This window comes from Pseudomonas sp. GP01-A4, assembly GCF_058780865.1.
This window is the reverse complement of the sequence record NZ_JBYSWF010000023.1, coordinates 23,925-47,773: the sequence shown is the minus strand read 5'-3', so window position 1 is coordinate 47,773 and position 23,849 is coordinate 23,925. Positions and strand designations below refer to the sequence as shown.

23 protein-coding genes are annotated in these 23,849 nt (G+C 60.4%); 11 read left to right on the top strand and 12 right to left on the bottom strand.

From position 1 onward, the window contains the following. Nucleotides 1-93: 93 nt before the first annotated feature. Entirely contained in the window at nt 94-789 is a 696-nt protein-coding gene (locus tag AC3WKX_RS15530; protein WP_008432548.1) for an aspartate/glutamate racemase family protein, read from the top strand. On the opposite strand, the gene AC3WKX_RS15525 is transcribed toward AC3WKX_RS15530, so the two are convergent. The 3 genes from AC3WKX_RS15525 to AC3WKX_RS15515 form a co-directional block, all read right to left on the bottom strand. Next, entirely contained in the window at nt 786-1,298 is a 513-nt protein-coding gene (locus AC3WKX_RS15525; RefSeq protein ID WP_003212556.1) for a GNAT family N-acetyltransferase, read from the bottom strand. The genes AC3WKX_RS15530 and AC3WKX_RS15525 overlap by 4 nt on opposite strands. Before the next feature lie 78 nt (nt 1,299-1,376). Next, on the bottom strand, nt 1,377-2,522 hold the full coding sequence (locus AC3WKX_RS15520) for a glycerate kinase (protein ID WP_102604903.1): 1,146 nt from the start codon (nt 2,520-2,522) through the stop codon (nt 1,377-1,379). A gap of 91 nt (nt 2,523-2,613) precedes the next feature. Continuing rightward, nucleotides 2,614-3,720 carry a sugar diacid recognition domain-containing protein gene (locus AC3WKX_RS15515; RefSeq protein WP_003212558.1) on the bottom strand — a complete coding sequence of 369 codons (1,107 nt, stop codon included), beginning with the start codon at nt 3,718-3,720 and terminating at the stop codon, nt 2,614-2,616. 161 nt (nt 3,721-3,881) lie between these two features. Here AC3WKX_RS15515 and AC3WKX_RS15510 point away from each other — a divergent pair, with 161 nt between their 5' ends. Both AC3WKX_RS15510 and AC3WKX_RS15505 read left to right on the top strand, forming a co-directional pair. After that, on the top strand, nt 3,882-5,192 hold the full coding sequence (locus tag AC3WKX_RS15510) for an MFS transporter (protein ID WP_003212559.1): 1,311 nt from the start codon (nt 3,882-3,884) through the stop codon (nt 5,190-5,192). A gap of 254 nt (nt 5,193-5,446) precedes the next feature. Then, a complete protein-coding gene (locus tag AC3WKX_RS15505; RefSeq protein WP_023658819.1) occupies nt 5,447-5,800 on the top strand; it encodes a hypothetical protein in 354 nt (117 codons plus the stop codon). A gap of 65 nt (nt 5,801-5,865) precedes the next feature. On the opposite strand, the gene AC3WKX_RS15500 is transcribed toward AC3WKX_RS15505, so the two are convergent. Continuing rightward, complete coding sequence (locus tag AC3WKX_RS15500) at nt 5,866-6,570, bottom strand: SDR family oxidoreductase (RefSeq protein ID WP_102604905.1); 705 nt, start codon at nt 6,568-6,570, stop codon at nt 5,866-5,868. A gap of 100 nt (nt 6,571-6,670) precedes the next feature. On the opposite strand from AC3WKX_RS15500, the gene AC3WKX_RS15495 reads away from it, so the two are divergent. From AC3WKX_RS15495 to rarD, 3 genes are all read left to right on the top strand, one after another. Further along, nucleotides 6,671-7,573, top strand: a complete 903-nt coding sequence (locus AC3WKX_RS15495; RefSeq protein WP_008432540.1) for a LysR family transcriptional regulator — start codon at nt 6,671-6,673, stop codon at nt 7,571-7,573. A 76-nt stretch (nt 7,574-7,649) separates the two neighbouring features. Then, nucleotides 7,650-8,660 carry an aldo/keto reductase gene (locus AC3WKX_RS15490; RefSeq protein ID WP_102604906.1) on the top strand — a complete coding sequence of 337 codons (1,011 nt, stop codon included), beginning with the start codon at nt 7,650-7,652 and terminating at the stop codon, nt 8,658-8,660. Nucleotides 8,661-8,797: 137 nt separating this feature from the next. Continuing rightward, entirely contained in the window at nt 8,798-9,679 is an 882-nt protein-coding gene (gene rarD / locus AC3WKX_RS15485) for an EamA family transporter RarD (protein ID WP_023658818.1), read from the top strand. Here rarD and AC3WKX_RS15480 read toward each other — a convergent pair. The 3 genes from AC3WKX_RS15480 to AC3WKX_RS15470 all read right to left on the bottom strand — a co-directional run bounded on the left by AC3WKX_RS15480 (nt 9,648) and on the right by AC3WKX_RS15470 (nt 13,288). Next, nucleotides 9,648-10,880 carry a dermonecrotic toxin domain-containing protein gene (locus AC3WKX_RS15480; RefSeq protein WP_256579786.1) on the bottom strand — a complete coding sequence of 411 codons (1,233 nt, stop codon included), beginning with the start codon at nt 10,878-10,880 and terminating at the stop codon, nt 9,648-9,650. The genes rarD and AC3WKX_RS15480 overlap by 32 nt on opposite strands. Nucleotides 10,881-11,038: 158 nt before the next feature. Then, nucleotides 11,039-12,115 carry a 4-hydroxyphenylpyruvate dioxygenase gene (gene hppD / locus AC3WKX_RS15475; RefSeq protein WP_003212566.1) on the bottom strand — a complete coding sequence of 359 codons (1,077 nt, stop codon included), beginning with the start codon at nt 12,113-12,115 and terminating at the stop codon, nt 11,039-11,041. 249 nt (nt 12,116-12,364) lie between these two features. Continuing rightward, nucleotides 12,365-13,288, bottom strand: a complete 924-nt coding sequence (locus tag AC3WKX_RS15470; protein ID WP_003212567.1) for a DMT family transporter — start codon at nt 13,286-13,288, stop codon at nt 12,365-12,367. A 77-nt stretch (nt 13,289-13,365) separates the two neighbouring features. Between AC3WKX_RS15470 and AC3WKX_RS15465 the strand changes: the two genes are divergently transcribed. The 3 genes from AC3WKX_RS15465 (at nt 13,366) to AC3WKX_RS15455 (ending at nt 16,469) form a co-directional block, all read left to right on the top strand. After that, the gene (locus tag AC3WKX_RS15465; protein ID WP_003212568.1) at nt 13,366-14,238 is read left to right on the top strand and encodes a LysR family transcriptional regulator; all 873 of its coding nucleotides are present in this window, start codon (nt 13,366-13,368) and stop codon (nt 14,236-14,238) included. Between the two features lie 124 nt (nt 14,239-14,362). Then, on the top strand, nt 14,363-15,907 hold the full coding sequence (locus AC3WKX_RS15460) for an EAL domain-containing protein (RefSeq protein ID WP_102604908.1): 1,545 nt from the start codon (nt 14,363-14,365) through the stop codon (nt 15,905-15,907). Nucleotides 15,908-16,103: 196 nt separating this feature from the next. Beyond that, complete coding sequence (locus tag AC3WKX_RS15455) at nt 16,104-16,469, top strand: histone-like nucleoid-structuring protein, MvaT/MvaU family (protein WP_003212570.1); 366 nt, start codon at nt 16,104-16,106, stop codon at nt 16,467-16,469. A gap of 169 nt (nt 16,470-16,638) precedes the next feature. On the opposite strand, the gene AC3WKX_RS15450 is transcribed toward AC3WKX_RS15455, so the two are convergent. Then, the gene (locus AC3WKX_RS15450) at nt 16,639-17,175 is read right to left on the bottom strand and encodes a DUF4946 domain-containing protein (RefSeq protein WP_008432526.1); all 537 of its coding nucleotides are present in this window, start codon (nt 17,173-17,175) and stop codon (nt 16,639-16,641) included. Between the two features lie 193 nt (nt 17,176-17,368). On the opposite strand from AC3WKX_RS15450, the gene gloA reads away from it, so the two are divergent. Next, nucleotides 17,369-17,890, top strand: coding sequence for a lactoylglutathione lyase (gloA, locus tag AC3WKX_RS15445; protein ID WP_008432524.1), 522 nt, complete (start codon nt 17,369-17,371; stop codon nt 17,888-17,890). A gap of 63 nt (nt 17,891-17,953) precedes the next feature. Here the strand turns inward: gloA and ahpF are convergent, their stop codons facing one another. From ahpF to AC3WKX_RS15430, 3 genes are all read right to left on the bottom strand, one after another. Beyond that, a complete protein-coding gene (ahpF, locus tag AC3WKX_RS15440) occupies nt 17,954-19,519 on the bottom strand; it encodes an alkyl hydroperoxide reductase subunit F (RefSeq protein WP_003212573.1) in 1,566 nt (521 codons plus the stop codon). A 127-nt stretch (nt 19,520-19,646) separates the two neighbouring features. Further along, the gene (gene ahpC / locus AC3WKX_RS15435) at nt 19,647-20,210 is read right to left on the bottom strand and encodes an alkyl hydroperoxide reductase subunit C (protein WP_003173835.1); all 564 of its coding nucleotides are present in this window, start codon (nt 20,208-20,210) and stop codon (nt 19,647-19,649) included. Between the two features lie 149 nt (nt 20,211-20,359). Then, nucleotides 20,360-21,286, bottom strand: coding sequence for a site-specific integrase (locus AC3WKX_RS15430; protein ID WP_102604909.1), 927 nt, complete (start codon nt 21,284-21,286; stop codon nt 20,360-20,362). Between the two features lie 161 nt (nt 21,287-21,447). Between AC3WKX_RS15430 and AC3WKX_RS15425 the strand changes: the two genes are divergently transcribed. Beyond that, nucleotides 21,448-22,455, top strand: a complete 1,008-nt coding sequence (locus tag AC3WKX_RS15425; RefSeq protein ID WP_102604910.1) for a DNA-binding protein — start codon at nt 21,448-21,450, stop codon at nt 22,453-22,455. On the opposite strand, the gene gorA is transcribed toward AC3WKX_RS15425, so the two are convergent. Beyond that, nucleotides 22,456-23,814: a glutathione-disulfide reductase gene (gene gorA, locus AC3WKX_RS15420; protein WP_102369015.1), complete on the bottom strand. Its 1,359-nt coding sequence runs from the start codon at nt 23,812-23,814 to the stop codon at nt 22,456-22,458. It abuts the gene before it with no gap. Between the last annotated feature and the right edge of the window lie 35 nt (nt 23,815-23,849).

Below are 23,849 nucleotides of genomic sequence, written 5' to 3'. Positions count from 1 at the left end.
CTTGATCATGGCAGATGCCGCACACCGGCGTATGACTAAAGCGCAGCGCGCGGGTAATGTGGTGCCCTCGCCCGTCCAATTCAGGAGCATCGCATGCGCACCATCGGCCTTATCGGCGGCATGAGCTGGGAGTCCAGCGCCGAGTATTACCGCATCATCAACCAGAACGTGCGCGACCAGCTCGGGCCGCTGCGCTCGGCACAACTGTTGATGTACAGCGTCGACTTCGGCCCGGTGGAGCAGGCCCAGCACGCCGGGCGCTGGGACGACGCGGCGCTGATCCTCGAAGACGCCGCCCGCCGCCTGCAAGCCGGTGGCGCCGAATGCATCGTGCTGTGTACCAACACCATGCACTTGGTAGCGCCGCAGATTGAAGCGGCGGTGTCGATACCGTTTCTGCATATTGCAGACGCTGCCGGCGCGGCGGCCGTGGAAGCTGGCACCCTGAGCGTTGGCCTGCTGGGTACCGCGTTTACCATGGAGCAGGAGTTTCTCAAGTCACGCCTGGCGGCGCAGGGGCTGACCGTGCTGGTGCCGGACGCTGAAGAGCGCCAGGCCGTGCACCGGATCATTTACGAAGAGTTGTGCGTCGGGGTGATCAGCGACGCATCGCGCGAGGTGTACCAGCGGGTGATCGAGTCTTTGGCCGCCCGTGGCGCCCAGGCCATCATCCTCGGCTGTACGGAAATCAGCCTGTTGATCAAGCCGCAGCACAGCGACCTGCCCTTGCTGGACACCACCGAGCTGCATGCGCAGGCTGCGGTGGCGTTTGCGTTGCAGGACGACTAGGCCGGCTTGCGGATGCGCGCCATGGTCAGCGTGTCGACGAATGCGCCGTCACGCACGGCGTAGTCGCGCAGCAGGCCTTCGGTCTCGAAGCCGAACTTGTGGTACAGCCGGTGGGCGGCTTCGTTGTCGGCGTACACCGTGAGTTCCACCCGGTGCAGGTTCATCCAGTTATCCGCCACCTCCAGCGCCGCGCCCAGCAGCCGGGAGCCCACGCCCTTGCCCTGCCAGGCGGTGGCGACGCCCATGCCGAATGAACCGACGTGGCTTTGGCGCACGCGCAAATACTGTTCCAAACCCAGCTGGCCGATCACTTCACCGGCATGCAGCGCCACCAGCTGTAGCCGCCGCTCGTTGTCCTGCACCAGGCGTTTGCGCCAGGCCTCGACTGACTGGAAAGGCATTTGCAGCACCTGACGGCAGACAGCCGGGTCGTTGTAGAGCGCAGCGACGCCTTCAAGGTGGGCCTCGGTGAAGCGCGTGATAACGATCTTGGGTTCAGGTGTGTGCATGGTGTTTCGTCCTTTGAAAAACACGTGGCCGACCAGTGTAGGCGGCAAAGCCTCAGAATGGCGAGCCCTGCACTGCACTCATCGGGAACGCGAAGCCACCAATTTCCAGACCCGCGCGATGTCCGAGGCGCGCTCGCGCAACAGGCGCGGTGCGTCGCTGCAGGCCTGTTCCAGGGTAGTCGGGCCGGACGGCAAGGCGAACGCGGCATCCACACCGTGGGCGTACATTTGCTCGTAGCCATCCCCCAGGGTGCCGGCGATCACGATCACCGGCACGTTGTGCTGCCTGGCGATCCGCGCCACGCCAAACGGGGTCTTGCCGCGCAGGGTCTGGGCATCGAACCTGCCTTCGCCGGTGATCACCAGGTCGGCGCCACGCACGGCTTGCTCAAGCCCAACAAGCTCTGCGACCACTTCAACACCCGCGCGAAACTGCGCGCCAAGGAACGCCTTGGCGGCGAAACCCAAGCCACCGGCGGCGCCGCTGCCGGGTTCGTCGCGTACGTCTTTGGGCAATACCCTGGCGCAGTGATCGGCAAAATGGCCGAGGGCCGCATCCAGTTGCTCGACTTGCTGGGGAGTGGCGCCCTTTTGCGGGCCGAAAATCGCCGAGGCCCCGTGAGGACCGCATAGAGGGTTGTTCACGTCGGCGGCGATTTCGAAGCGCACTTCGTTCAGGCGGGGATCCAGTTGTTCAAGGCTGATGCGCGACAGCTTGCCCAGCGCCAGGCCGCCAAGGGGCAGCGCTGCTCCCTCGGCATCAAACAACTGCACACCCAGGGCTAGCATCGCCCCGGCGCCGCCGTCGTTGGTGGCGCTGCCGCCAATGGCCAGGATGATGCGCTGGGCGCCGGCATCCAGGGCGGCGCGGATCAGTTCGCCAGTGCCGAAGGTGCTGCTGGAACACGCATTTCGCTGACCCGGTGGCACGAGTTGCAGGCCGCTGGCTTCGGCCATTTCGATGATTGCGGTGTGGCTCTCGGCCAACCAGCCCCAATGCGCGTCGACACTGCCGCCCAATGGCCCTTGCACACGGCTGGTGCGCAGCTCGCCCTGGCAGGCGGCGAGTACCGATTCCACCGTGCCCTCACCACCGTCCGCCATCGGGCACTTGATCAGCTCGGCGTCGGGCCACACGCTGACCAACCCCTCGGCAATGGCATTCGCCACGCCTTCAGCACTCAGGCTGTCCTTGAACGAGTCGGGGGCGATGATGATTTTCATGGGCTTTCTCCGGTTTTTATAACGCCCATGCTGCCAGTTGGCACCGGCAATAACGCCGGTCCATTGCACAAGAGTGGCTGGGGTTTGTTGTTCATTTGGACAAAGCTTGCGGCAATAGCTGCACGCCGAGGTACAACGCGAGCATGCCGTCGAGGGTCAGCGGGTCGACGCCGCTCAGCTCGGCGATGCGTTCCATGCGGTAGCGCAGGCTGTTGCGGTGGATCCCCAGGGCATCGGCGCAGGCCTGGCTTTGGCCGTCGTGGTCGCACCAGCTGCGCAGGGTCGCCAGCAACTGGCCGTTGCTGTCCTTGGCCAGTACCTTGCGCAGCGGGTTGAGCAATTCATCGAGGGCGTCGTCGTTGCGGTGGCGCCAGAGCATGACCGGCAGGCGGTAGCGATTGAGGGTCAGCAACCGCGATTCGGGCAGCACATCACGGCCATAGGCGAGCAGGTCGCCGACTCGCCGGTAACAACGGCGCAGGCCGGCCAGCCCGTCCGCTTGCCCGCCGACGGCGACCCGCAGGATGTTCCAGCCCAGGCCGTCGAGCTTTTCCAGCAGGCGCGGGTTATCGACTTGCACCGACGCCGGCCGGCACCACAGCAGGGAAAACTGCGCGGAGCTGACGCACCAGCTGTCGGGGTAGCGCGAGGTCAGCCAGGCGCTCAAGGCCTCGGCCGACTGGCCGCTGCCCAGCTCGAACAGGTACGGCGTGCGCGCCAGCTGCGGCTTGAGGCCCAGTTGCTGGGCTTCATCCACCAGGCGTGGCGAATCGCCGGTCTCGGCCAGCAGCAGTGCCAGCAGATCATCGCAGCGCTGGCGCCGCCATTGTTGCTCGGCTTGCTGGTGACGCTGGCTGACCAGCATTTCGGCCGTCATGCGCACCAGTTCGGCATAGGTGCGCAGCAATTCCGGCTCACCGGTAATGCCCAGCACGCCGATCAGGCGCTGGTCGTGCAGCAGCGGCAGGTTGATCCCGGGTTGCACGCCCTTGAGGTGCTTGGCGGTCTGGCCGTCGATCTCCACCACCCGCCCGTTGGCCAGCACCAACTGCGCGCCTTCGTGGCGGGTGTTGATCCGCTCGGGTTCGCCGCTGCCCAGGATCAGGCCCTGGCTGTCCATGACGTTGACGTTATAGGGCAGGATCGCCATGGTGCGATTGACGATATCCTGCGCCAGGTCATGATCCAGCTCGAACATGGGGCTAAATTCCTGAAAAAAACCGGTTGTTCATAGGCACAGCGCAAACCATGCTTCACTGTGCGCGAGCACAAAGACAGCACCCCTTGAGGTGGCCGAGACTCGTTGGGCGATCAACGTTACCCTCGCATCGCGAAAAATCATAATAAAGAGAGACTGCCATGTCACAGAGCGCCGCTGTTACCCAGGCCACCGATGACGATAAAAACGCCGTATACAAGCGCATCACCCTGCGCCTGATCCCCTTCATTTTCATCTGCTACCTGTTCAACTACCTCGACCGCGTCAACGTCGGCTTTGCCAAGTTGCAGATGCTCGACGACCTGAAATTCAGCGAGACCGTGTACGGCCTCGGTGCCGGGATCTTCTTTATCGGCTACGTGCTGTGCGGCGTGCCGAGCAACCTGGCGCTGACCAAATTCGGTCCACGGCGCTGGATTGCGCTGATGATGATCGTCTGGGGCGCCCTGTCCACCTGCCTGTTGTTCGTTACCACACCGACGCACTTCTACGGCTTGCGCCTGCTGACCGGCGCCGCTGAAGCCGGGTTCTTCCCGGGCGTGGTGCTGTACCTCTCGCAGTGGTTCCCGACCTTCCGCCGTGGGCGGATCATGGCGCTGTTCATGTCGGCGATTCCGGTATCCGGCCTGCTCGGCAGCCCGTTCTCCGGCTGGATCCTCAACCACTTCGCCGCCGGCCAGGGCGGGCTTGCGGGCTGGCAGTGGATGTTCCTGCTGCAAGGCGTGCCGACGGTGATCCTCGGCGCCCTCGCCTACTTCCTGCTCAGCGACAGCTTTGCCAACGCCAAGTGGCTCACACCCCATGAGCGCGCGGTGCTGGAAGCCGACCAGGCGACCGACCTGGCCAACAAGCCGAAGACCACCAGCGACTCGCTGCTGGAAGTGTTCAAGAACCCGGCGATCTGGGCGTTCGGCCTGATCTACTTCTGCATCCAGAGCGGTGTGTACGCCATCAACTTCTGGCTGCCATCGATCATCAAGAACATGGGCTTCAGCGATAACCTGGTGATTGGCTGGTTGAGTGCGATCCCGTACCTGCTGGCGGCGGTGTTCATGCTGCTGGTGGGCCGCTCTGCCGACTTGCGCAAGGAGCGTCGCTGGCACCTGGTGGTGCCGATGCTGATGGGCGCGATCGGGCTGGTGATTGCGGTGAACTTTGCAACCACGCCGGCCATTGCGATCCTCGGCCTGACCATCGCCACCATGGGTGCCCTCACCGGCCTGCCGATGTTCTGGCCGGTGCCAACCGCGATGCTCAGCGCAGGTGCGGCAGCGGGTGGTCTGGCGTTGATCAACTCCATGGGCCAGATGGCGGGGTTCCTCAGCCCGTATATCGTCGGGTTTGTGAAAGATGCCACCGGGTCTACGGACCTGGCGCTGTACCTGCTGGCGGCGGTGATCGTCGCGGGCAGTGTGTTGGCGTTGCGCATGACGCGCACACTCAAGGCTTGAATCAGCGCTGACCGGTGCCGTGATATCAAGGGCGGCGCCGGTCATCTATTCGCTCATATAAAAGCGAGTTTTTATAGGCAAACAACCGCCCAAAAGCCCTATTAACCTCTACGCCCACTCCACGTAACAAATAGGCTACAACCTTTACCCAGCCTTTACTTTCGTACTCCATCATCCCGTCCGAAACCGCTGTCTGAAGCCTATGCCCGGGGATATTATCAAGACCGGTTCGGTGCATACGTAGAGGACTTATCATGATCAGTCGACTCTCAAAAATGAAAGTAGCCATGTTGCTCATTGCCACCCTCGCCATCGCAGGGCAAGCAGAAGCCCGTGGAGGATATGGCTATGGCTGGGGTCACGGTTATGGGTACGGGCATGGCGGTGGTTGGGGCTGGGGTGGCCCGGCTTTGCTGGGTGCGGTTGTCGGCGGTCTCGTAGTGGGTTCGGTGGTCGCCAACTCCCAGCCTCCGGTCTATGTGCAGCAGCAACCGGTTTACGTGCAGCCGCAGCCGGTGTACATCCAACAGCCGCCGCCGGTCTATTACCAGGCGCCGCCTCCAGGCTATTACTACCCGCCACAACCGGTTCCGGTGCCACGTTATTAAGCACGGCCCTATTACTGATAATGCAGGTCCCGCCTGAAAGCGGGACCTTTTTTATTCAGCTGCCTTTAGAGTAATCCGCCGCCGTCGACATCAATCACGCTACCGGTGACAAACCCGTTCTCCATCGCCAACACATACCCGGCAGCCACTTCTTCGGCCTGCCCCACGCGCCCCACCGGCAACGCCCCGCCCGCCTTGGCAAACATTGCCAGTCGCTGCTCATCGGACAACCCGGCATACGCCTCGGTGTCGATCACCCCCGGGCTGACCACATTGACCCGCCGTGGCGCCAGTTCCTTGGCCAGTTGCTTGCCCAGCGCTTCGGTCGCCGCATTGATGCCGGTCTTGATGAATTGCCCCGCAACCGTTTTGCGCCCCAACTGCCCCGACGTCAGGGTGATGCTGCCGCGCTCGGCGAGAAATGGCAGCGCCGACTGGATCGCCCGCAGGGAACCCCAGAGCTTCACGTTGAAGTTGTCTTGCGCCATGTTCAGGTCGGTCTCGATCAACGCCTTGGCCTGCACCGCAGGCCCTGCGGTGTAGACCAGATGGTCAAACGGCCCCACGGTTTCGAACAAGCGCTGTAATGAGGCTGCGTCGGTCACGTCCACCTGCTCGCTGCGCACCCCGTTCTCCACGGTTGAAGACAAGCGCCGCCCGGCCAGCACCACATGGGCACCGCGTGCCACGGCCTGCTTGGCCACCGCGGCACCAATGCCGCTGCTGCCGCCAATGACGATGATGGTTGTGCCGTTGAGGGGAGATGTCATGGGGAAATACCTGGCTGAGAAAATGAGCTTTCATCTTCCCAGCTTGGCAATCGTTGAAAAATCCCGGTAAAACGACAAGATCTTTAAAGGATTTTTACAAATGAGCTCAATCCTCGACCTTGAAGTGTTCGTGCGCACCGCCGACACCGGCAGCCTGTCGGCAGCCGCCCGCAGCCTCAGCCTGACCCCGGCCGCAGCGAGCATTGCCCTCAAGCGCCTGGAAACCCGCCTGGGCATCCGGCTGCTGGCGCGTTCCACCCGCAGCATGCGCCTGACCGAAGAAGGCCGGCGCTACCTCGACAGTGTGCGCGTGGCTCTGGAGGCGCTGTCGGAAGGCGAACAGGCGGTCAAGCAGCAAGGCCAGAGCCTGAGCGGGTTACTGCAATTGGCCGCGCCCTCGGATTTCGGGCGCAATGTGCTGCTGGGCTGGCTGGATGAGTTCAAGCTCGAACACCCGAACGTGCGCCTTCAGTTGCTGCTCAACGACAGCAATGCCGACCTGTTCCGCGAAACCGTCGACATCGCCCTGCGTTTCGGCGTACCACGGGACTCCAGCCTGGTCGCGTTGCCGGTGGTGCCCGACCACACGCGGGTGGCGTGCGCCAGCCCCGACTACCTCGCGCGCCACGGTACGCCACGCCTCCCCCAGGACCTGGCACAACACAGCACGCTGCGCTATATGCGCCAGGGTCGGGCGAACAACACCTGGTACTTTCGCCAGGGCGAGGTGCTGCAGGAAGTCGAGGTCGGCGGCGACTACCTCAGTGATGACGGCGAGATCGTGCGGCGCTGGGCATTGGCCGGGCACGGCATCGCCTATAAAGCGCGGCTGGATGTAGCGCGCGATATCAAGGCCGGGCGCCTGGTGCCGTTGCTCACCGATTGGCAAGGCGAACCGACCCCGTTCAATCTGATGTGTCCCCATCGGTTGCAGGTGTCGGAGCGGGTCAAGGTACTGCACCGCTTCCTGCAACTGCGCTGCGCCGAACTATTACCGCAATAACCGTCGCGGGGCTTGTTCCAGAGCCTTGCTCTCTGGTATTGGATAGGGCCTGTCTCCCCCTTTTGAGGTGTTCACGATGATTTACCGCACACTGGGCCAGTCCGGGTTGAAGGTCAGCGCACTGACCCTGGGCAGCATGATGTTTGGCGAGCAGACCAACACCGAGGACTCGCTGCGCATCATCGACAAGGCCTGGGATCAAGGCATCAACTTTATCGACACCGCCGACGTCTACACCGCAGGGCGCTCCGAGGAAATCGTCGGCGAAGCCATCGCCCGCCAGCGCCAGGATTGGGTGCTGGCTTCGAAGGTCGGCATCGGCCCGGCGGATGGCCTGCCGAACCGCAGCGGCCTGAGTCGCAAGCGGATTTTCAATGCGCTGGAAGCCAGCCTGACGCGCCTCGACACCGATTACCTGGACATCTATTACCTGCACCGCGAAGACCACAACACGCCACTGGAAGTCACGATTTCAGCGATTGGCGACTTGATCCGCGAGGGCAAGATCCGCCACTGGGGCCTTTCCAACTACCGCGGCTGGCGGATCGCTGAAGTGATCCGCGTGGCCGAGCGCCTGGGGGTGGACAAACCGATCATCAGCCAGCCGCTGTACAACATCGTCAACCGCCAGGCCGAGGTGGAGCAGATCACCGCCGCCGCCGCGTATGGCCTGGGCGTGGTGCCTTACAGCCCGCTGGCCCGTGGCGTGCTCAGCGGCAAATATGCGCCGGACGTAACGCCTGAAGCCGGCAGCCGTGCCGGGCGCCAGGACAAGCGCATCCTGGAAACCGAATGGCGCGTTGAATCCCTGCGCATCGCCCAGCAGATCCAGCAATACACCCAGGGCCGTGGCGTGGGGATTGTCGAGTTCGCGATTGCCTGGGTCCTGAACAACTCGGCGGTCAGTTCGGCGATTGTCGGGCCGCGCACCGAGGCGCAGTGGGATGCCTACACCGGCGCGCTGGAGGTGAAGATCACGGCGGAGGACGAAGCATTCATCGACTCGCTGGTCACGCCAGGGCATGCGTCGACGCCAGGGTTCAATGATGTGAGCCACTTTGTGTCGGGGCGAGTTGCCCGGCCATAAGTCCCTTTTATGGGGGGACCTGAGAAATCCTCCCATAAACCGCTCCAAAACAGAGCAAACATCTCACCTCAAAAGCACTATATTCCCTCCCTGAAATCCCCCCTTCTTTTGTATCAATCGGCTTTCGTGAGGACAGTGTGTCTAAAGGTGTTGTGTTATCGGTCTTGGCCTCGGTGTTGTTTGCCGTGATGTATTACTTCACGTCGCTGCTTACGCCCTTGAGCGGCCTGGAGATCTTCGGCTGGCGCATGTTGTTGACGGTGCCCTGCATGACCGTGTTCATGATTGTCAGCGGCGAGTGGCGACGGGTGTGGGAACTGGTTCGGCTGGTTGCGGCCAAACCCGCGCTGATCGGCGGGGTCGTGGTGTCTTCGGCCCTGCTGGGGGTGCAGTTGTGGCTGTTCATGTGGGCGCCGCTCAACGGTCGCAGCCTGGATGTATCGCTGGGCTATTTCCTGCTGCCATTGACGATGGTACTGACCGGTCGGCTGGTGTATGGCGAACAATTGTCACGCCTGCAAAAGATTGCGGTGTTCTTCGCCGGTGCTGGTGTGCTGAACGAGTTGTATCAGGTGGGCGGATTCTCCTGGGCAACCCTGGTAGTGATCATCGGCTACCCGGTTTACTTCGTACTGCGCAAACGCCTGAAGACCGACCACCTCGGCGGGCTGTGGCTCGATATGGCGCTGATGTTGCCGGTGGCACTGTGGTTCGTGCAAAGCGGCGAACAGGGTTTTGCCGTGCTCGACGCCCACAAGGGCTTGTACGCCTTGATCCCGATGTTGGGCTTGATCAGTGCGTCGGCGCTGGTGTGCTACGTCGTCGCCAGCCGCTTGTTGGCCTTCAGCCTGTTCGGGCTGCTCAGCTATGTAGAACCGGTGCTGCTGCTCGGCGTGGCCTTGTTGTTGGGCGAAAGCATCAAGGCGGGGGAATGGCTGACGTATCTTCCGATCTGGCTCGCGGTGATGGTGCTGGTGTTTGAAGGCTTCAAGCATTTGGTGCGTCAGCAGAAGGCCTGACAGCGCTTTTTTTTGCTGCCATTTCGAGCATTACAGCCGTTTGCGACAACCCCCCTCGGATGGCCCCGTAATACGGAATCCTGCCTTGGATTTCGTCGCCTATTTGCGTCAGTGCGGCGTCCATTTGCGCCTTTTCAACGCCAAACAGCTTACCGAGCCGGTTGCCATGATTGAGTTCAAGCAAGGTGCCGGTGACGGGGTTCTTGACGATTTTTTCGATGGACTGCGCCACATCCTCAGGCACGCCCAGTGCGATCAAGGCCGTCCCAATGCCTGAACCCGGGTTCTTCAGTTGGCGGATGAACTCGTCGAACAGCCCCCATAAATCGTTGGCACCCACATTATCCAGGCTGACACTGACGACCGTTTTCAAGTATTGCTCTCGCGAAACAGGCGACAGCGGCTGGTCATTGTTCAGGCCGTTTTTCACAAAGTAGAAGTTGCCCTTGTTACCTCCTCCATGGAAGTTGCCGTAGGCATCGTACTGATAGAGTACGGTTTCTCCGTCCGGACGTGTGCCTGCGAAAGTCACCCGGCCATCACGGGTCTCAACTTTCAGGTAGGTCCCCGTCAGCCCGTTGACCGGTACCGGCGGCACGCTTGTGTGCTTGTCCAGGCGATTGAAGATATCGCCCTTTTCGTAGCCAAAAGGCCCGACCACGGCATTGATATCGCCTGCGGCGAAGCGCGTCATCGTGTCTTTTACCCGCTTTGTCTGATCGGCAGGCGCATTGCGGGAAAAATGCCCGGCAAATACATCCAACGTGTCAGGGTCGATGGCGACCTCTTTGAGCCAGGCGTTCATTTCTTCAAGGTTATTGAATTCGAAGAACGAATTGCCCTCAACGTCAGGAATGTACAACAGGATATTCGTTCCGGTTTCAGAGGCGGGTACGCGCTTGACCACCAGAATGTCGCTCGACTGGATCCCGTCCACCGCGAACGTGCAGACCTGCGCGCCGACGGTTGATGAGGTACCCGGGGCCAATACGGCATTGGCCAGTTCGACGCCTGCGGCGGTCAGCTCGCCCTGCGCACTGCTCCATTCCACGTTCGAGGAAAACGTCACGCGGGCGACAGTGGCAGGACTTAATGGGGAGAGAGCAGTTGGGGCCAAGGGACTGATGGCCGGTTCGTCGTTGACGGCTGCTGCCTGATTCAAACCTGGAGGTGGACTACCGGTGTGCGCAATGACTGTCATACATGAACCTCAACTGGGCATATGACACTGAGTAACGCTGGCAGTGAATTCCGTTCCTGGCCGCTGGCAACCGCCTGTGTCCCGATGTTTCTGCCGGGCAACAAAAAGCCCGGCCGGGTGCAATCCCGGTCGGGCTTTTTTGTGTATCGCCCAGGCGATCAGTCAGCGGTCAACACACCACGACGCACTTGGTCGCGCTCGATGGATTCGAACAGCGCCTTGAAGTTGCCTTCACCAAAGCCGTCGTCACCCTTACGCTGGATGAACTCGAAGAACACCGGGCCCATCAGGGTTTCCGAGAAGATCTGCAGCAGCAGGCGCTTGTCCCCCGCCACTGACGAGCCGTCCAGCAGGATGCCGCGTGCCTGCAGTTGATCCACCGGCTCGCCGTGGTTCGGCAGGCGGCCTTCGAGCATCTCATAATAGGTGTCTGGCGGCGCGGTCATGAAGCGCATGCCGATCTTCTTCAACGCATCCCAGGTCTTGACCAGGTCATCGGTGAGGAAGGCAACGTGCTGGATGCCCTCGCCGTTGAACTGCATCAGGAACTCTTCGATCTGCCCGGCACCCTTGGACGATTCTTCGTTCAGCGGGATGCGGATCATGCCGTCCGGGGCGCTCATGGCCTTGGAGGTCAGGCCGGTGTATTCGCCCTTGATGTCGAAATAGCGCGCCTCACGGAAATTGAACAGCTTCTCGTAGAAGTTCGCCCAGTAGGCCATGCGGCCGCGGTACACGTTGTGGGTCAAGTGGTCGATGACCTTGAGGCCCGCGCCCACCGGGTTGCGCTCGACACCTTCGAGGTACACGAAGTCGATGTCATAGATCGAGCTGCCTTCACCAAAGCGGTCGATCAGGTACAGCGGCGCGCCGCCAATGCCCTTGATCGCCGGCAGGTTCAGCTCCATCGGGCCGGTTTCGATATGGATAGGCTGGGCGCCCAGTTCCAGGGCCCGGTTGTAGGCCTGTTGCGAGTCCTTGACGCGAAACGCCATGCCGCACACCGACGGGCCGTGCTCGGCCGCAAAGTAGGAGGCGATGCTGTTGGGTTCGTTGTTGAGGATCAGGTTGATCTCGCCCTGCCGGTACAGGTGTACGTTCTTGGAACGGTGGGTCGCGACCTTGGTGAAGCCCATGATCTCGAAGATCGGCTCCAGGGTGCCCGGGGTTGGCGATGCGAATTCGATGAACTCAAAGCCCATCAGGCCCATTGGGTTTTCGTACAGGTCTGCCATTTTCGGTGCCTCATCATCATTCTTGTAATTAACAAATGTTTATTTGCGAGCAAGGATGAGGTCAGCGGGTGGCGCACAGGAGATACCCCGCACGCTGCGGGCGAGGAAGTCACCAAAGATGAGGGGGGACCCGAGTAGCTTCATGGTTACATCAGTCTCTGACGGGCGAGGCTTGCGTTAGCGCAAGTCCTTATTCTTGTATGCGTAAATCGATTCTACACAGCGTAAACAGATTTGTCCGTACTCTTATCAAATCCCCATTGCCCTGGCCCGCGCAAGGGGTTTGTTGCACAGATAGATGCCCAGCAGGATGACCGCCCCACCCAGCAGCATCGGCACGGTCAGTTGCTCGCCGAGCAGCAATGCGCCGCAGATCACTGCCGTCAGCGGATTGAGGGCGATAAATACACCCGCACGGGTGGCGCCGATGCGGCGCAGGCCATCGTAGTAGCCGATGTAGGCCAGTGCCGAGCCCAGCACGCCCAGGTACAGCAAACTCATCAGTTGGGGCAGATCAATCCGGCCCAATGCGGCCAACGTTAGTCGGCCCGTCACCAGCGTGGTGATCGTCAGCATCAGCGTGCCCAGCAGGATCGACCAGGTCACGGTTTGCAACGGCCCCAGGCGCTGGTTGAGACTCCGGGAAAACAGCGAGTACACGCCCCACCCCACCACGCAGCCGAAAATCAGCAGGTCACCGACCCACGCATCTGCCGTGCCCTGCAGCAACTGCGGATTGCGACTGACGATCACCAGCCCTGCGCCACCCAGGCACAGCGCGATCCCCACCAGCTTGAAGCAGCCCAGGCGTTCCTTGAACAGCAGCCACGAGGCCAGGCCAATCACTGCCGGGTTCAGCGCCACGATCAACGAGGCCCGGGACGCATTGATGTAATGCAGGCCGTAGAAAAAACACAGGTTGTAGAAAAAGATCCCGAAAAAGCCCAGCACCATCAATTGCACCCATTGCGCGGTGGTCGGACGCACCAGGCGAATACGCGCGACGCCCAGGAAGGCCAGCAGCGCCAGGCTGGCCAGTGCAAAGCGCACGGTCGCCGCCAACAGTGGGTCCAGGCCTGCCGCCAGATAGCGCCCGGCAACGAAGGTGCCGCCCCAGATCATGGTCACGGCCGCCAGCTTCAGATACGTCAGACGGTCAGGGCTCGGGTTCATCAGATTTCTACTCACAAGACACGGGATTGGCTTATTGTTTGGCTAATCCACGATCATCGTAAAATGAGTAAATACTCATGACCCTTACCCAACTGGAAATCTTTTCCCTGGTGGCCGAACTGCAAGGTTTCACCAGCGCCGCCAATCGCCTGGGCATCAGCCAATCGGCGGTGTCCCATGCGATCAAATCCCTGGAGCAGGAACTGGGTGTGGAGTTGATCCGACGTCATCAGTCCCAGGTCGAACTCAGCGATATCGGCCAACAACTGCTGTTGCGCGCCCGGGCCATGCTCGGGTTGGCCAACACGCTGCAACAGGAAGCCGCCGATGCCCGCGGGATGAAGCGCGGCACGCTGCGCATCGGCTCGTTCGGGCCGACCTCATCGATTCGCTTGTTGCCCGCGATCCTGCAGCATTTTCGCGAGCAGCATCCGGGCATCGAGGTGCATGTCGACGAAGGCCCCGATCGCCAGGTGACGCAGTGGCTGGAAGAGCGGCGCGTCGACGTTGGGTTTGTGGTGCTGCCTGAAGAGCGCTTCGATACGTTCCCGTTGATTGAGGACCAACTGGTCGCGCTGCTGCCCTTGGGGCATCACTTGGGCGCGCAGCCAAGTGTCAGCCTGAAAGCGCTGTGCGGTGAACCTTTTATCCTGACCCAGGCCGGTTCGGCCGAACTGGTCTCAAGGCTGTTCGTCGGTGCAGGGTTGCAGCCGGATGTGCGTTACCGCTGCTCACAGCTGCTCAGCACCCTGGACACCGTGCGCCGGGGCGACGGCGTGACCATTGTCGCCGAGTTGTCGCTGCCTGAATCCACGCAGGCGGATTACCTGATCAAACCGCTCAAGCCTGCCGTCAAACGCCAGGTGGGGCTGGCGGTACTGGACCGTCGGCAGTCCTCGCCGGCAACCCTGGCATTTATTCAACTGGCCACACGGTTGAAGCTTTATTGAACATGCACAGACGCCTGCCGCCATCTATCATGGCCAATACCGATACGCTTTGTTGGAAGGCCACCGAGGTTGTCCCGACCGCATTTGAGCGTCCTATTGCCCTCTCCCGCTACAGGCTGCGCAAATGCCACTGACCGTCAAAGGCCCCCGAAAAGCCTCCACTCGCCACCTGATCACCCTGCTCAGTGGCGCGCTGCCCATTTTGCTGGGTGTGCTTATCCTGTATTGGCAAGCCGGGCGCACCCTCGAGCACAGCACCGCGCAAACCGCCCAGGAGGCCGTGCGCCAGTTTGACCTGATGCTCGACAACACCGCCCTCGCCGCCCAGGACCTGCTGCCACTGGCCGGCCATGAATGTGATAACCCGACTCAACTGAAGCTGCGGGAACAGGTCACCCGCCGGCCTTTCGTGCGCGCCACCACCTTGTCCTGGCAGCGCAACATCTATTGCAGCTCGTTGTTTGGTGGCAACTACCAGTCACCGGTCAACCCTGAGGACTACGTCGGCGGCCGTCTCTGGCTGATGAAAGGCAACCCGGTGACACCCGACACCGCATTGCTGGTGTATCGCCTCACCGAGGGTGACCGGGGGGCCTTCGCCTCCATTGATGGCTACCACTTGACCAACGCGTTGCGCCTGATCAGCCGATATACCGACCTGGTGTTGCAGGTGGGGCCTAACTGGCTGGCGTCGGATGGCAAGGTGCACAGCACAGCGCTGCCGACATTTTCCGTCGCGCATCATCATCTCGACTCCACGCGGTATACCTACAGCGTGGAGGCCGGGATGCCGGAGGGTGAAACCTGGCGCTACATGCAGGCACGGTATCCCGCGCTGTTCGTTCTGGTGGTGTTTTTCGGCGTGCTGGCAGGCATCCTCGCCCACTGGCTGCAAAAGCGCTCATCGGCACCGACCCTGGAACTGCAACGGGCCCTGGGCGCCAATGAATTTGTGCCCTATTACCAGCCAGTGGTGCGTGGCGACAACATCCGGCAGTGGGCCGGCTGTGAAGTGCTGATGCGCTGGAATCATCCCAGGGAAGGCCTGGTGCGCCCGGACCTGTTCATTCCCCTGGCCGAACATTCGGGCCTGATCGTACCGATGACACGCGCCCTGATGCGCCAGACCGCCGCACAGTTGGCGCCCCACACCGCGCAGTTTGCCGACAATTTTCACGTGGGCATCAACATTACCGCTCGCCATTGTCACGACCTGGAGCTGGTGGAGGACTGCCGGGAGTTCCTCGCTGCCTTCCCGCCGGGCAAGGTGATCCTGGTCCTGGAATTGACCGAGCGCGAGTTGATCGAGCCCACGGATATCACCCGCCAGCTGTTCCAGGCGCTGCATGAAATGGGGGTAATGATCGCGATCGACGACTTTGGCACCGGCCACTCCAGCCTGGGTTATTTGCGCAACTTCAATGTCGATTACTTGAAGATAGATCAAAGCTTCGTGGCAATGATCGGTGTTGATGCACTCTCGCGGCATATACTCGACAGCATCATTGAACTGTCTGCCAAGCTGGACCTGGGCATCGTTGCCGAAGGCGTCGAAACACAAGAACAATGCGACTATCTGGCGGCCCAAGGCGTTGATTTCTTGCAAGGCTACCTGTTTGGCAAGCCTGTACCTTGCGACGAGTTCATTAGATTCCTGAACAGCCATTGAATAGCCAGCCACTTCAACGGAAATATTGTTATTTATACAAAAGACATGATTTACTCATGACTGATTAACTACTACAATTTTTCCTGCCTGTGCTGAATTGGCAGGAAGGCCACTTTCATTGAGTCGCCTTAAGGCTCTTGGCTTATCGCTTTGTTTGCAGTAGATATCAGCCAAATACACTATTGGAGTATAGATTTTGTCCAGACTCGCCGAATTTCGCGCAGCAGAAAAAGCCCTTCAAGAGCAGCTTGCCCAGCTGGAATCCCTGAAGAACGATGCTGGCTTGAAGAAAGAAATCGAATTCGAAGAAAAGCTGCAAGGGCTGATGAAGACCTACGGCAAAAGCCTGCGCGACATCATCTCCATCCTGGATCCTAACCCGGGCAAGTCCGGCGCTTCCGTCGCTGCCGCACCCAAACAGCGCCGTGCCCGCGTCGTCAAGGTTTACCACAACCCGCACACGGGTGAACTGATCGAAACCAAGGGCGGCAACCATCGCGGCCTGAAGGCGTGGAAAGAACAGTACGGCGCAGCCACTGTAGACTCCTGGCTTCGCGGCTAATGCTTTGCGGCTAGTACAACGCACTAAGAAAAGCCCTGCACATGCAGGGCTTTTTTGTTTACAGGCATCGATAGTGAAACAAATCAGGACGCTGGCACTTTCAAAAGCGAACTTTAAAAAACATTTCACTTTGTTCAAATCCACTTATTTGTCGCGATGCCTACAACGCTCAAAGTTTAAGGCTGTCACGCACCGAACTGACTTCATCCTTGCTTGATTCGTAAGCGTCGGCCTGGCCTGCGTATGAAAAAACATAGGCCTTATCGGTATCGACAGCCCCCACCAACGTTTGCGACAGCACATGCCGACCGTTCTCGGTGATTACACAGGTAGTTTCCAATGCCTCAAGCCGGCTCAATGTTGTGGGGTGCATCTTGGTGCACACACTTTGATAACCACCCTGGGCAAAGTCCTTCTGGATGGATTTGCGCATTTCCAGCAGCACGCCTTGCAGGTTGACCGTATGCCCCGCTTCGATTGGCGTGCCCGTCAACTCCATGACCATCAAGGTCGCGCCATTCTCATCATTCTTTATGGCCCGCTGGCGGGACACCGCCGACGGTTGTGCCGGGGCCTGGTCGTCGGGCGCCACTTCCTCTACCTGCCAGCCGCTGGGCCAATGAATTTCCGGGTCAGCCGCCCATGCAGCGGTGCTGCCCAGCAACAGGCCCAGGGTACTCAACAACGGTGCGCGAAATCCGGTCATTACGAAAAACACTCAAGGTTCAAGCGACAAAGTTTGGGCCCCTGCACCCGCTGGCCGCAAGGGTTGCGTGACCTTTTTCATTTGGCGCAACCGGCAGGGCTGCGTATCATGGACCGGCTGCACGGATGCCAGCCGCAAGCCAAGGGATGCTCCAACCGGAGCCACGTTTGCCCCATTTTTCTCTGGAGGGCCCATGAGCCTGCACGAACTGAACACTTTCCCGGGCGTCACCGCCCAGCCTGACGCCGCCACCACGAACTTCGTATTCAACCACACCATGCTGCGGGTCAAGGACATCACCAAGTCGCTGGATTTCTACACCCGCGTACTGGGTTTTTCCCTGGTTGAAAAACGTGACTTCCCGGAAGCCGAATTCAGCCTGTACTTCCTGGCCCTGGTCGACAAGGCCCAGATCCCGGCCGACGCTGCCGCCCGCACCCAGTGGATGAAGTCGATCCCGGGCATCCTCGAACTGACCCACAACCACGGCACCGAAAACGACGCGGACTTTGCCTACCACAACGGCAACACCGACCCGCGTGGCTTTGGCCATATCTGCATCTCGGTGCCGGACATCGTTGCTGCCTGCGCGCGCTTTGAAGAACTGGGCTGCGACTTCCAGAAGCGCCTGAGTGACGGCCGCATGAAAAGCCTGGCCTTCGTGAAAGACCCGGATGCGTACTGGGTTGAAATCATTCAGCCAACGCCGCTGTAAGGTTCCGCCGGCAATAAAAAACCCCATGATCACTCATGGGGTTTTTCATTTCCGGGCCGGAATTTACGCCGGGGCGGAAGTGCGGATCAGGTGATCGAAAGCACTCAGGGAAGCCTTGGCGCCCTCGCCTACTGCAATCACGATCTGCTTGTACGGCACAGTCGTTACGTCACCGGCGGCAAAAACACCTGGCAGCGAAGTCTCACCACGTGCATCGACGATGATCTCGCCACGTGGAGTCAACTCCACAGTGCCTTTGAGCCAGTCGGTGTTGGGCAGCAAACCGATCTGTACAAAGATGCCTTCCAGGTCGATAGTCTTGAATTCGCCACTGTCGCGATCCTTGTAGGCCAGGCCGGTAACTTTCTGGCCATCCCCCTTGACCTCACTGGTCAGCGCGCTGGTAATCACGTCAACGTTCGGCAGGCTGTACAGCTTGCGCTGCAACACGGCGTCGGCGCGCAACTTGCTGTCAAACTCAAGCAAGGTCACGTGGCTGACGATACCGGCCAGGTCGATGGCTGCTTCAACGCCGGAGTTACCGCCGCCGATCACCGCCACGCGCTTGCCCTTGAACAGCGGGCCGTCGCAGTGCGGGCAGAAGCACACGCCCTTGGCCTTGTATTCCTGCTCACCCGGTACACCCATTTCGCGCCAGCGGGCACCGGTGGCCAGGATCACGGTCTTGGACTTGAGGGTCGCACCGCTTTCGAAACGGATTTCGTGCAGCTCACCGTTGTTTTTCGCCGGGATCAGCGCAGTAGCACGCTGCAGGTTCATGATGTCCACGTCGTACTGACGCACGTGGGCCTCCAGGGCGCTGGCGAGTTTCGGCCCTTCGGTTTCCTGTACCGAGATAAAGTTCTCGATCGACATGGTGTCCAGCACCTGCCCGCCGAAGCGCTCGGCTGCAACACCGGTACGGATGCCTTTACGTGCAGCGTAGATAGCCGCTGCCGAACCCGCTGGGCCACCGCCGACGACAAGTACGTCGAACGCATCTTTGGCGCTGATTTTCTCGGCGGCTTTTTCGATACCGCTGGTGTCGAGCTTGGCGAGGATTTCTTCCAGGCCCATGCGGCCCTGGCCGAAGTTCACACCATTCAAGTAAACGCTGGGCACGGCCATGATCTGACGATCATCGACTTCTGCCTGGAACAGCGCACCGTCGATGGCGACGTGGCGGATGTTCGGGTTCAGTACTGCCATCAGGTTCAGCGCCTGGACCACGTCCGGGCAGTTCTGGCACGACAGCGAGAAGTAAGTCTCGAAGCTGAACTCGCCTTTAAGGGCGCGAATCTGTTCAATCACTTCGACACTGGCCTTCGAGGGGTGGCCGCCGACTTGCAGCAGCGCCAACACCAGCGAAGTGAATTCATGGCCCATTGGGATGCCGGCAAAACGCAGGCTGATATCGGCACCCGGGCGGTTGATGGAGAACGATGGCTTGCGCGCATCATTGCCATCGCTTTTCAGGGTAATCAGCGTCGAAAGGCTGGCTACATCTTGCAAGAGGGCAAGCATTTCCTGGGATTTCGCACCGTCATCGAGGGAGGCGACGATCTCGATCGGCTGGGTGACCCGTTCCAGGTATGACTTCAACTGAGCTTTAAGATTGGCGTCCAACATACGGGCGATTTCCTATTAATTCGGTTTATTGCAGACAAAAAAACGCCCGAGCGAATCTCGCCCGGGCGTTTCGAGGGCGGATGCAGCTTACTTAGGTGCGGTAACCCGCCCTTGGCATTTCACAGACTTAGATCTTGCCGACCAGGTCCAGGGACGGAGCCAGGGTGGCCTCGCCTTCTTTCCACTTGGCTGGGCAGACTTCGCCCGGGTGAGCAGCAACGTACTGGGCCGCCTTGATTTTGCGCAGCAGCTCGGAAGCGTCACGGCCAACGCCGCCATCGTTCAGTTCAACGATTTTGATCTGGCCTTCAGGGTTGATCACGAAAGTGCCACGGTCTGCCAGGCCAGCTTCTTCGATCAGCACGTCGAAGTTGCGGGAGATGGTCAGGGTCGGGTCGCCGATCATGGTGTACTGGATTTTGCCGATGGCTGGCGAGGTGTTGTGCCAGGCAGCGTGGGCAAAGTGGGTGTCGGTGGAAACGCTGTAGATTTCGACGCCCAGTTTCTGGAATTCGGCGTAGTTGTCAGCCAGGTCTTCCAGTTCGGTTGGGCAGACGAAGGTGAAGTCGGCTGGGTAGAAGAAGACGACAGACCATTTGCCTTTCAGGTCAGCATCAGTCACGTCTACGAAGTTGCCGTTTTTGTAGGCGGTAGCTTTGAACGGTTTTACTTGGCTGTTGATGATAGGCATCGTTGACTCTCCGTCAGGTTTGTAGAAGGGCTTAGTAAGTTGATGAGGTGAATCCTACCCACTCTTCCGGCCGATGGCTCATTGGCAAACCTGATGCTGACGATTGGTTTTCACTATCAAGAGACTGTATTAATAGAAGAAACCTTGAATCACTCGAGGGATGCCCGGGTCATGCCGAGAAAGGGCGTCGCTTCAACATAGCGCATGGCCGATTTCATGTCTTTCCAGCCGACGTAAGTCATCAACGACTTCAAGTCCCAGCCACTGCGATGAGCCCAGGTAGCGAAGCCCCGGCGCAGGGAGTGGCTGGTGTACTGATCGGCCGCAATCCCGGCGCGCTCCAGCGCCTGGCGCAACAGCGGGATCACGCTGTTGGCGTGCAAGCCCTCCTCGCCCAGGTTGCCCCAGCGATCAATGCCGCGAAACACCGGGCCGCGCACCAGCGCTGAAGCGCTGAGCCATTCGCTGTAGGCCTGCACCGGGCACAGCCGCAACAGCGCCGGCGTCTGGTAGGTGCGGCCGATATTTTCCCGATCACTTTTGCTGCGTGGTAGATACAGGGTGATGCCCGAACCGGGCACCGCCTGCACGTGCTCGATATTCAACCGGCATAACTCATCGCTGCGAAAGCCACGCCAGAAACCCAGCAGGATCAACGCCGCGTCACGCTTGGCCCGCAGCCATCGAGGATGGTCTTCTGCGCGCCGGGCGTCGTGGCCTTCCTGTTCGAGGAACTGGATGACCTGCTCCAGGTGCTGCAGTTGCAATGGCTCCGCCTGCTTTTCCTGAGCCGGGTGCAGGGCGCGAATGCCTTTCAGGACTTTGCGCACCACTGGCGCCTTGGTCGGATCAGGAAACCCCTGGCTGGTGTGCCACTGGGCCAGCGCCGATAAACGCAGCTTCAACGTGTTGACCGACAGCACGCCCGCATGCGCCACCAGATAGCGCGCCACGCTGTCGCTGGTCGCCGGCAGGAATCCGCCCCAATTCGCCTCGAAATGCTCGATTGCCGCTCGATAGCTGCGGCGGGTGTTATCGCGGGTGGCCGCATTCAGATAACGGTCCAGCTCACTCATGCCTGTACTGCCATTGGCTGTTGTCCATTTCAAAACCTGTATCACACGGGATAATACGCCAATATCCCATCTGATAAATCATCAATTTCGGCTTTAAAACAATCGTGATATAGTACGTATATACATACTACGTACCACAGTACCAAATCGACGGAGACTCCATGGCTCGCGGCGGCATCAATAAAGCAGTAGTTCAAACGGCACGCCTGGCGATCCTTGCCCGTGGCGAAAACCCGAGCATCGATGCAGTACGCATCGAGATGGGCAATACCGGCTCGAAAACCACGATTCATCGCTATCTGAAGGAGCTGGACGAAAGCGAAACCCGCCAGACCATCACCGAAGCGCCCATTGACGACGAATTGGGTGAACTGGTGGCGCGACTGGCCCAGCGCTTGAAGGAGAAGGCCCAGGAGCCTATCGACCTGGCCCTGGCGCAGTTCCAGCAACAGAAAACCGCCCTGCTCGCCCAGGTTGAGGAGCTGGAAGCGGCCCACTCCCAGCTCAAGCAGCAGTTCGGTATCCAGTCCGCCGCCCTGGCCGATGAAAGCGCGGCCTTGCAAAGCACTCGCTCCAGCCTGCAAACCGAGCAAACCCGCAACGCCGGGCTGAGCCAGGCGTGCAGCGATTACGAGTTGCGGATCAACGACAAGGACGAGCAGATTCGCTCACTGGAAGAAAAGCACCTGCATGCCCGGGACGCCCTGGAGCATTACCGCAATGCGATCAAGGACCAGCGTGAACAGGAACAGCGTCGCCATGAAGGCCAGTTGCAGCAGGTCCAGGCAGAGCTGCGCCAGGCCCAGCAGAGCGCGATGGTGCGCCAGGATGAAATCACTCAGTTGCACCGCGATAACGAGCGCCTGCTGATCGAGCATCGAGTGACCGTGAAGGAATTGAGCGCACTGCAGGAACAGGCTCGCCAGGACCGCGAACAGCAGCGTCAATTGAGCGAGCAAGTGAGTGTGATCGACAGCGAGCGTACCCTGTTGCAGGAGCGCTTGCGGGTTGCCCAACTGGAGAATCAGGCGCGCCAGGAAGCGCTGGCCGAGCATCAGAAGGCCAACAAAACCCTGGAACTGGACCTGGTCAAGGCCCAGGCCAGTATTGATGCGCTGCGCCTGGCAGCCGTCGTTGCGACGGTGCCGGAAGCAACTACCGAGGGCTGATTACTGCGCCACTGGCGTGCGCATGGTGACGAATTCTTCCGCCGCCGTTGGGTGCACGCCGATGGTTTCATCGAAATGCTGCTTGGTCGCGCCCGCCTTGAGCGCGATCGCCAGGCCCTGCACGATCTCGCCAGCGTCGGGGCCGACCATGTGGCAACCCAGGACCTTGTCGGTCTCGGCGTCGACCACCAGCTTCATCAAGGTCTTTTCCTGGCAGTCGGTCAGGGTCAGTTTCATCGGCCGGAAGCGGCTTTCGAACACCTGCACCTTGTGCCCGTCTTCACGGGCCTGCTCTTCGCTGAGGCCCACGGTGCCGATATTCGGCAGGCTGAACACCGCCGTCGGGATCATCGCGTAGTCCACCGGACGATATTGCTCAGGCTTGAACAAGCGACGTGCCACGGCCATGCCTTCAGCCAGGGCCACTGGCGTCAGTTGCACGCGGCCGATCACATCACCAATCGCCAGGATCGACGGTTCGGCGGTCTGGTACAGCTCATCCACTTCGACAAAGCCGCGCTTGTCCAACTTGACGCCGGTGTTTTCCAGCCCCAGGTTATCGAGCATAGGGCGCCGGCCGGTGGCGTAGAACACGCAATCGGCTTCCAGCACGCGGCCATCTTTCAAGGTGGCCTTGAGGCTGCCATCGGCCTGTTTGTCGATACGCTCGATGTCGGCGTTGAACTGCAGGTCCAGGCCGCGCTTGGTCAGCTCTTCCTTCAAGTGCGTGCGCACCGAGCCGTCAAAACCGCGCAGGAACAGGTCGCCGCGATACAGCAGCGAAGTCTGTGCGCCCAGGCCATGGAAAATCCCGGCGAACTCGACGGCGATATAGCCACCGCCGACTACCAGCACACGCTTGGGCAGTTCCTTGAGGAAAAACGCCTCATTGGAGCCAATGGCGTGCTCGCGCCCCGGGATGTCCGGGATCTGCGGCCAGCCACCGGTGGCCACCAGAATGTGCTTGGCGGTAAAACGCTCGCCGTTGATTTCTACCTGGTGCGGGTCCACCAGCCGCGCATGCCCTTCGTGCAGGGTCACGCCGCTGTTGACCAGCAGGTTGCGGTAGATGCCATTGAGGCGGTTGATTTCACGATCCTTGTTGGCGATCAGGGTCGCCCAATCGAAATTCGCTTCACCCAGGGACCAGCCAAAACCGCTGGCCTGCTCGAAGTCTTCGGCGAAATGCGCGCCGTACACCAACAGTTTCTTCGGTACGCAGCCCACATTCACGCAGGTACCGCCCAGGTAGCGGCTTTCAGCCACTGCCACTTTGGCGCCAAAACCCGCAGCGAATCGTGCAGCGCGCACACCGCCGGAACCGGCACCAATTACATAAAGGTCAAAATCGTAGGCCATTTCACTCTCCTCGGCAGGACAACAGCATACCTGCT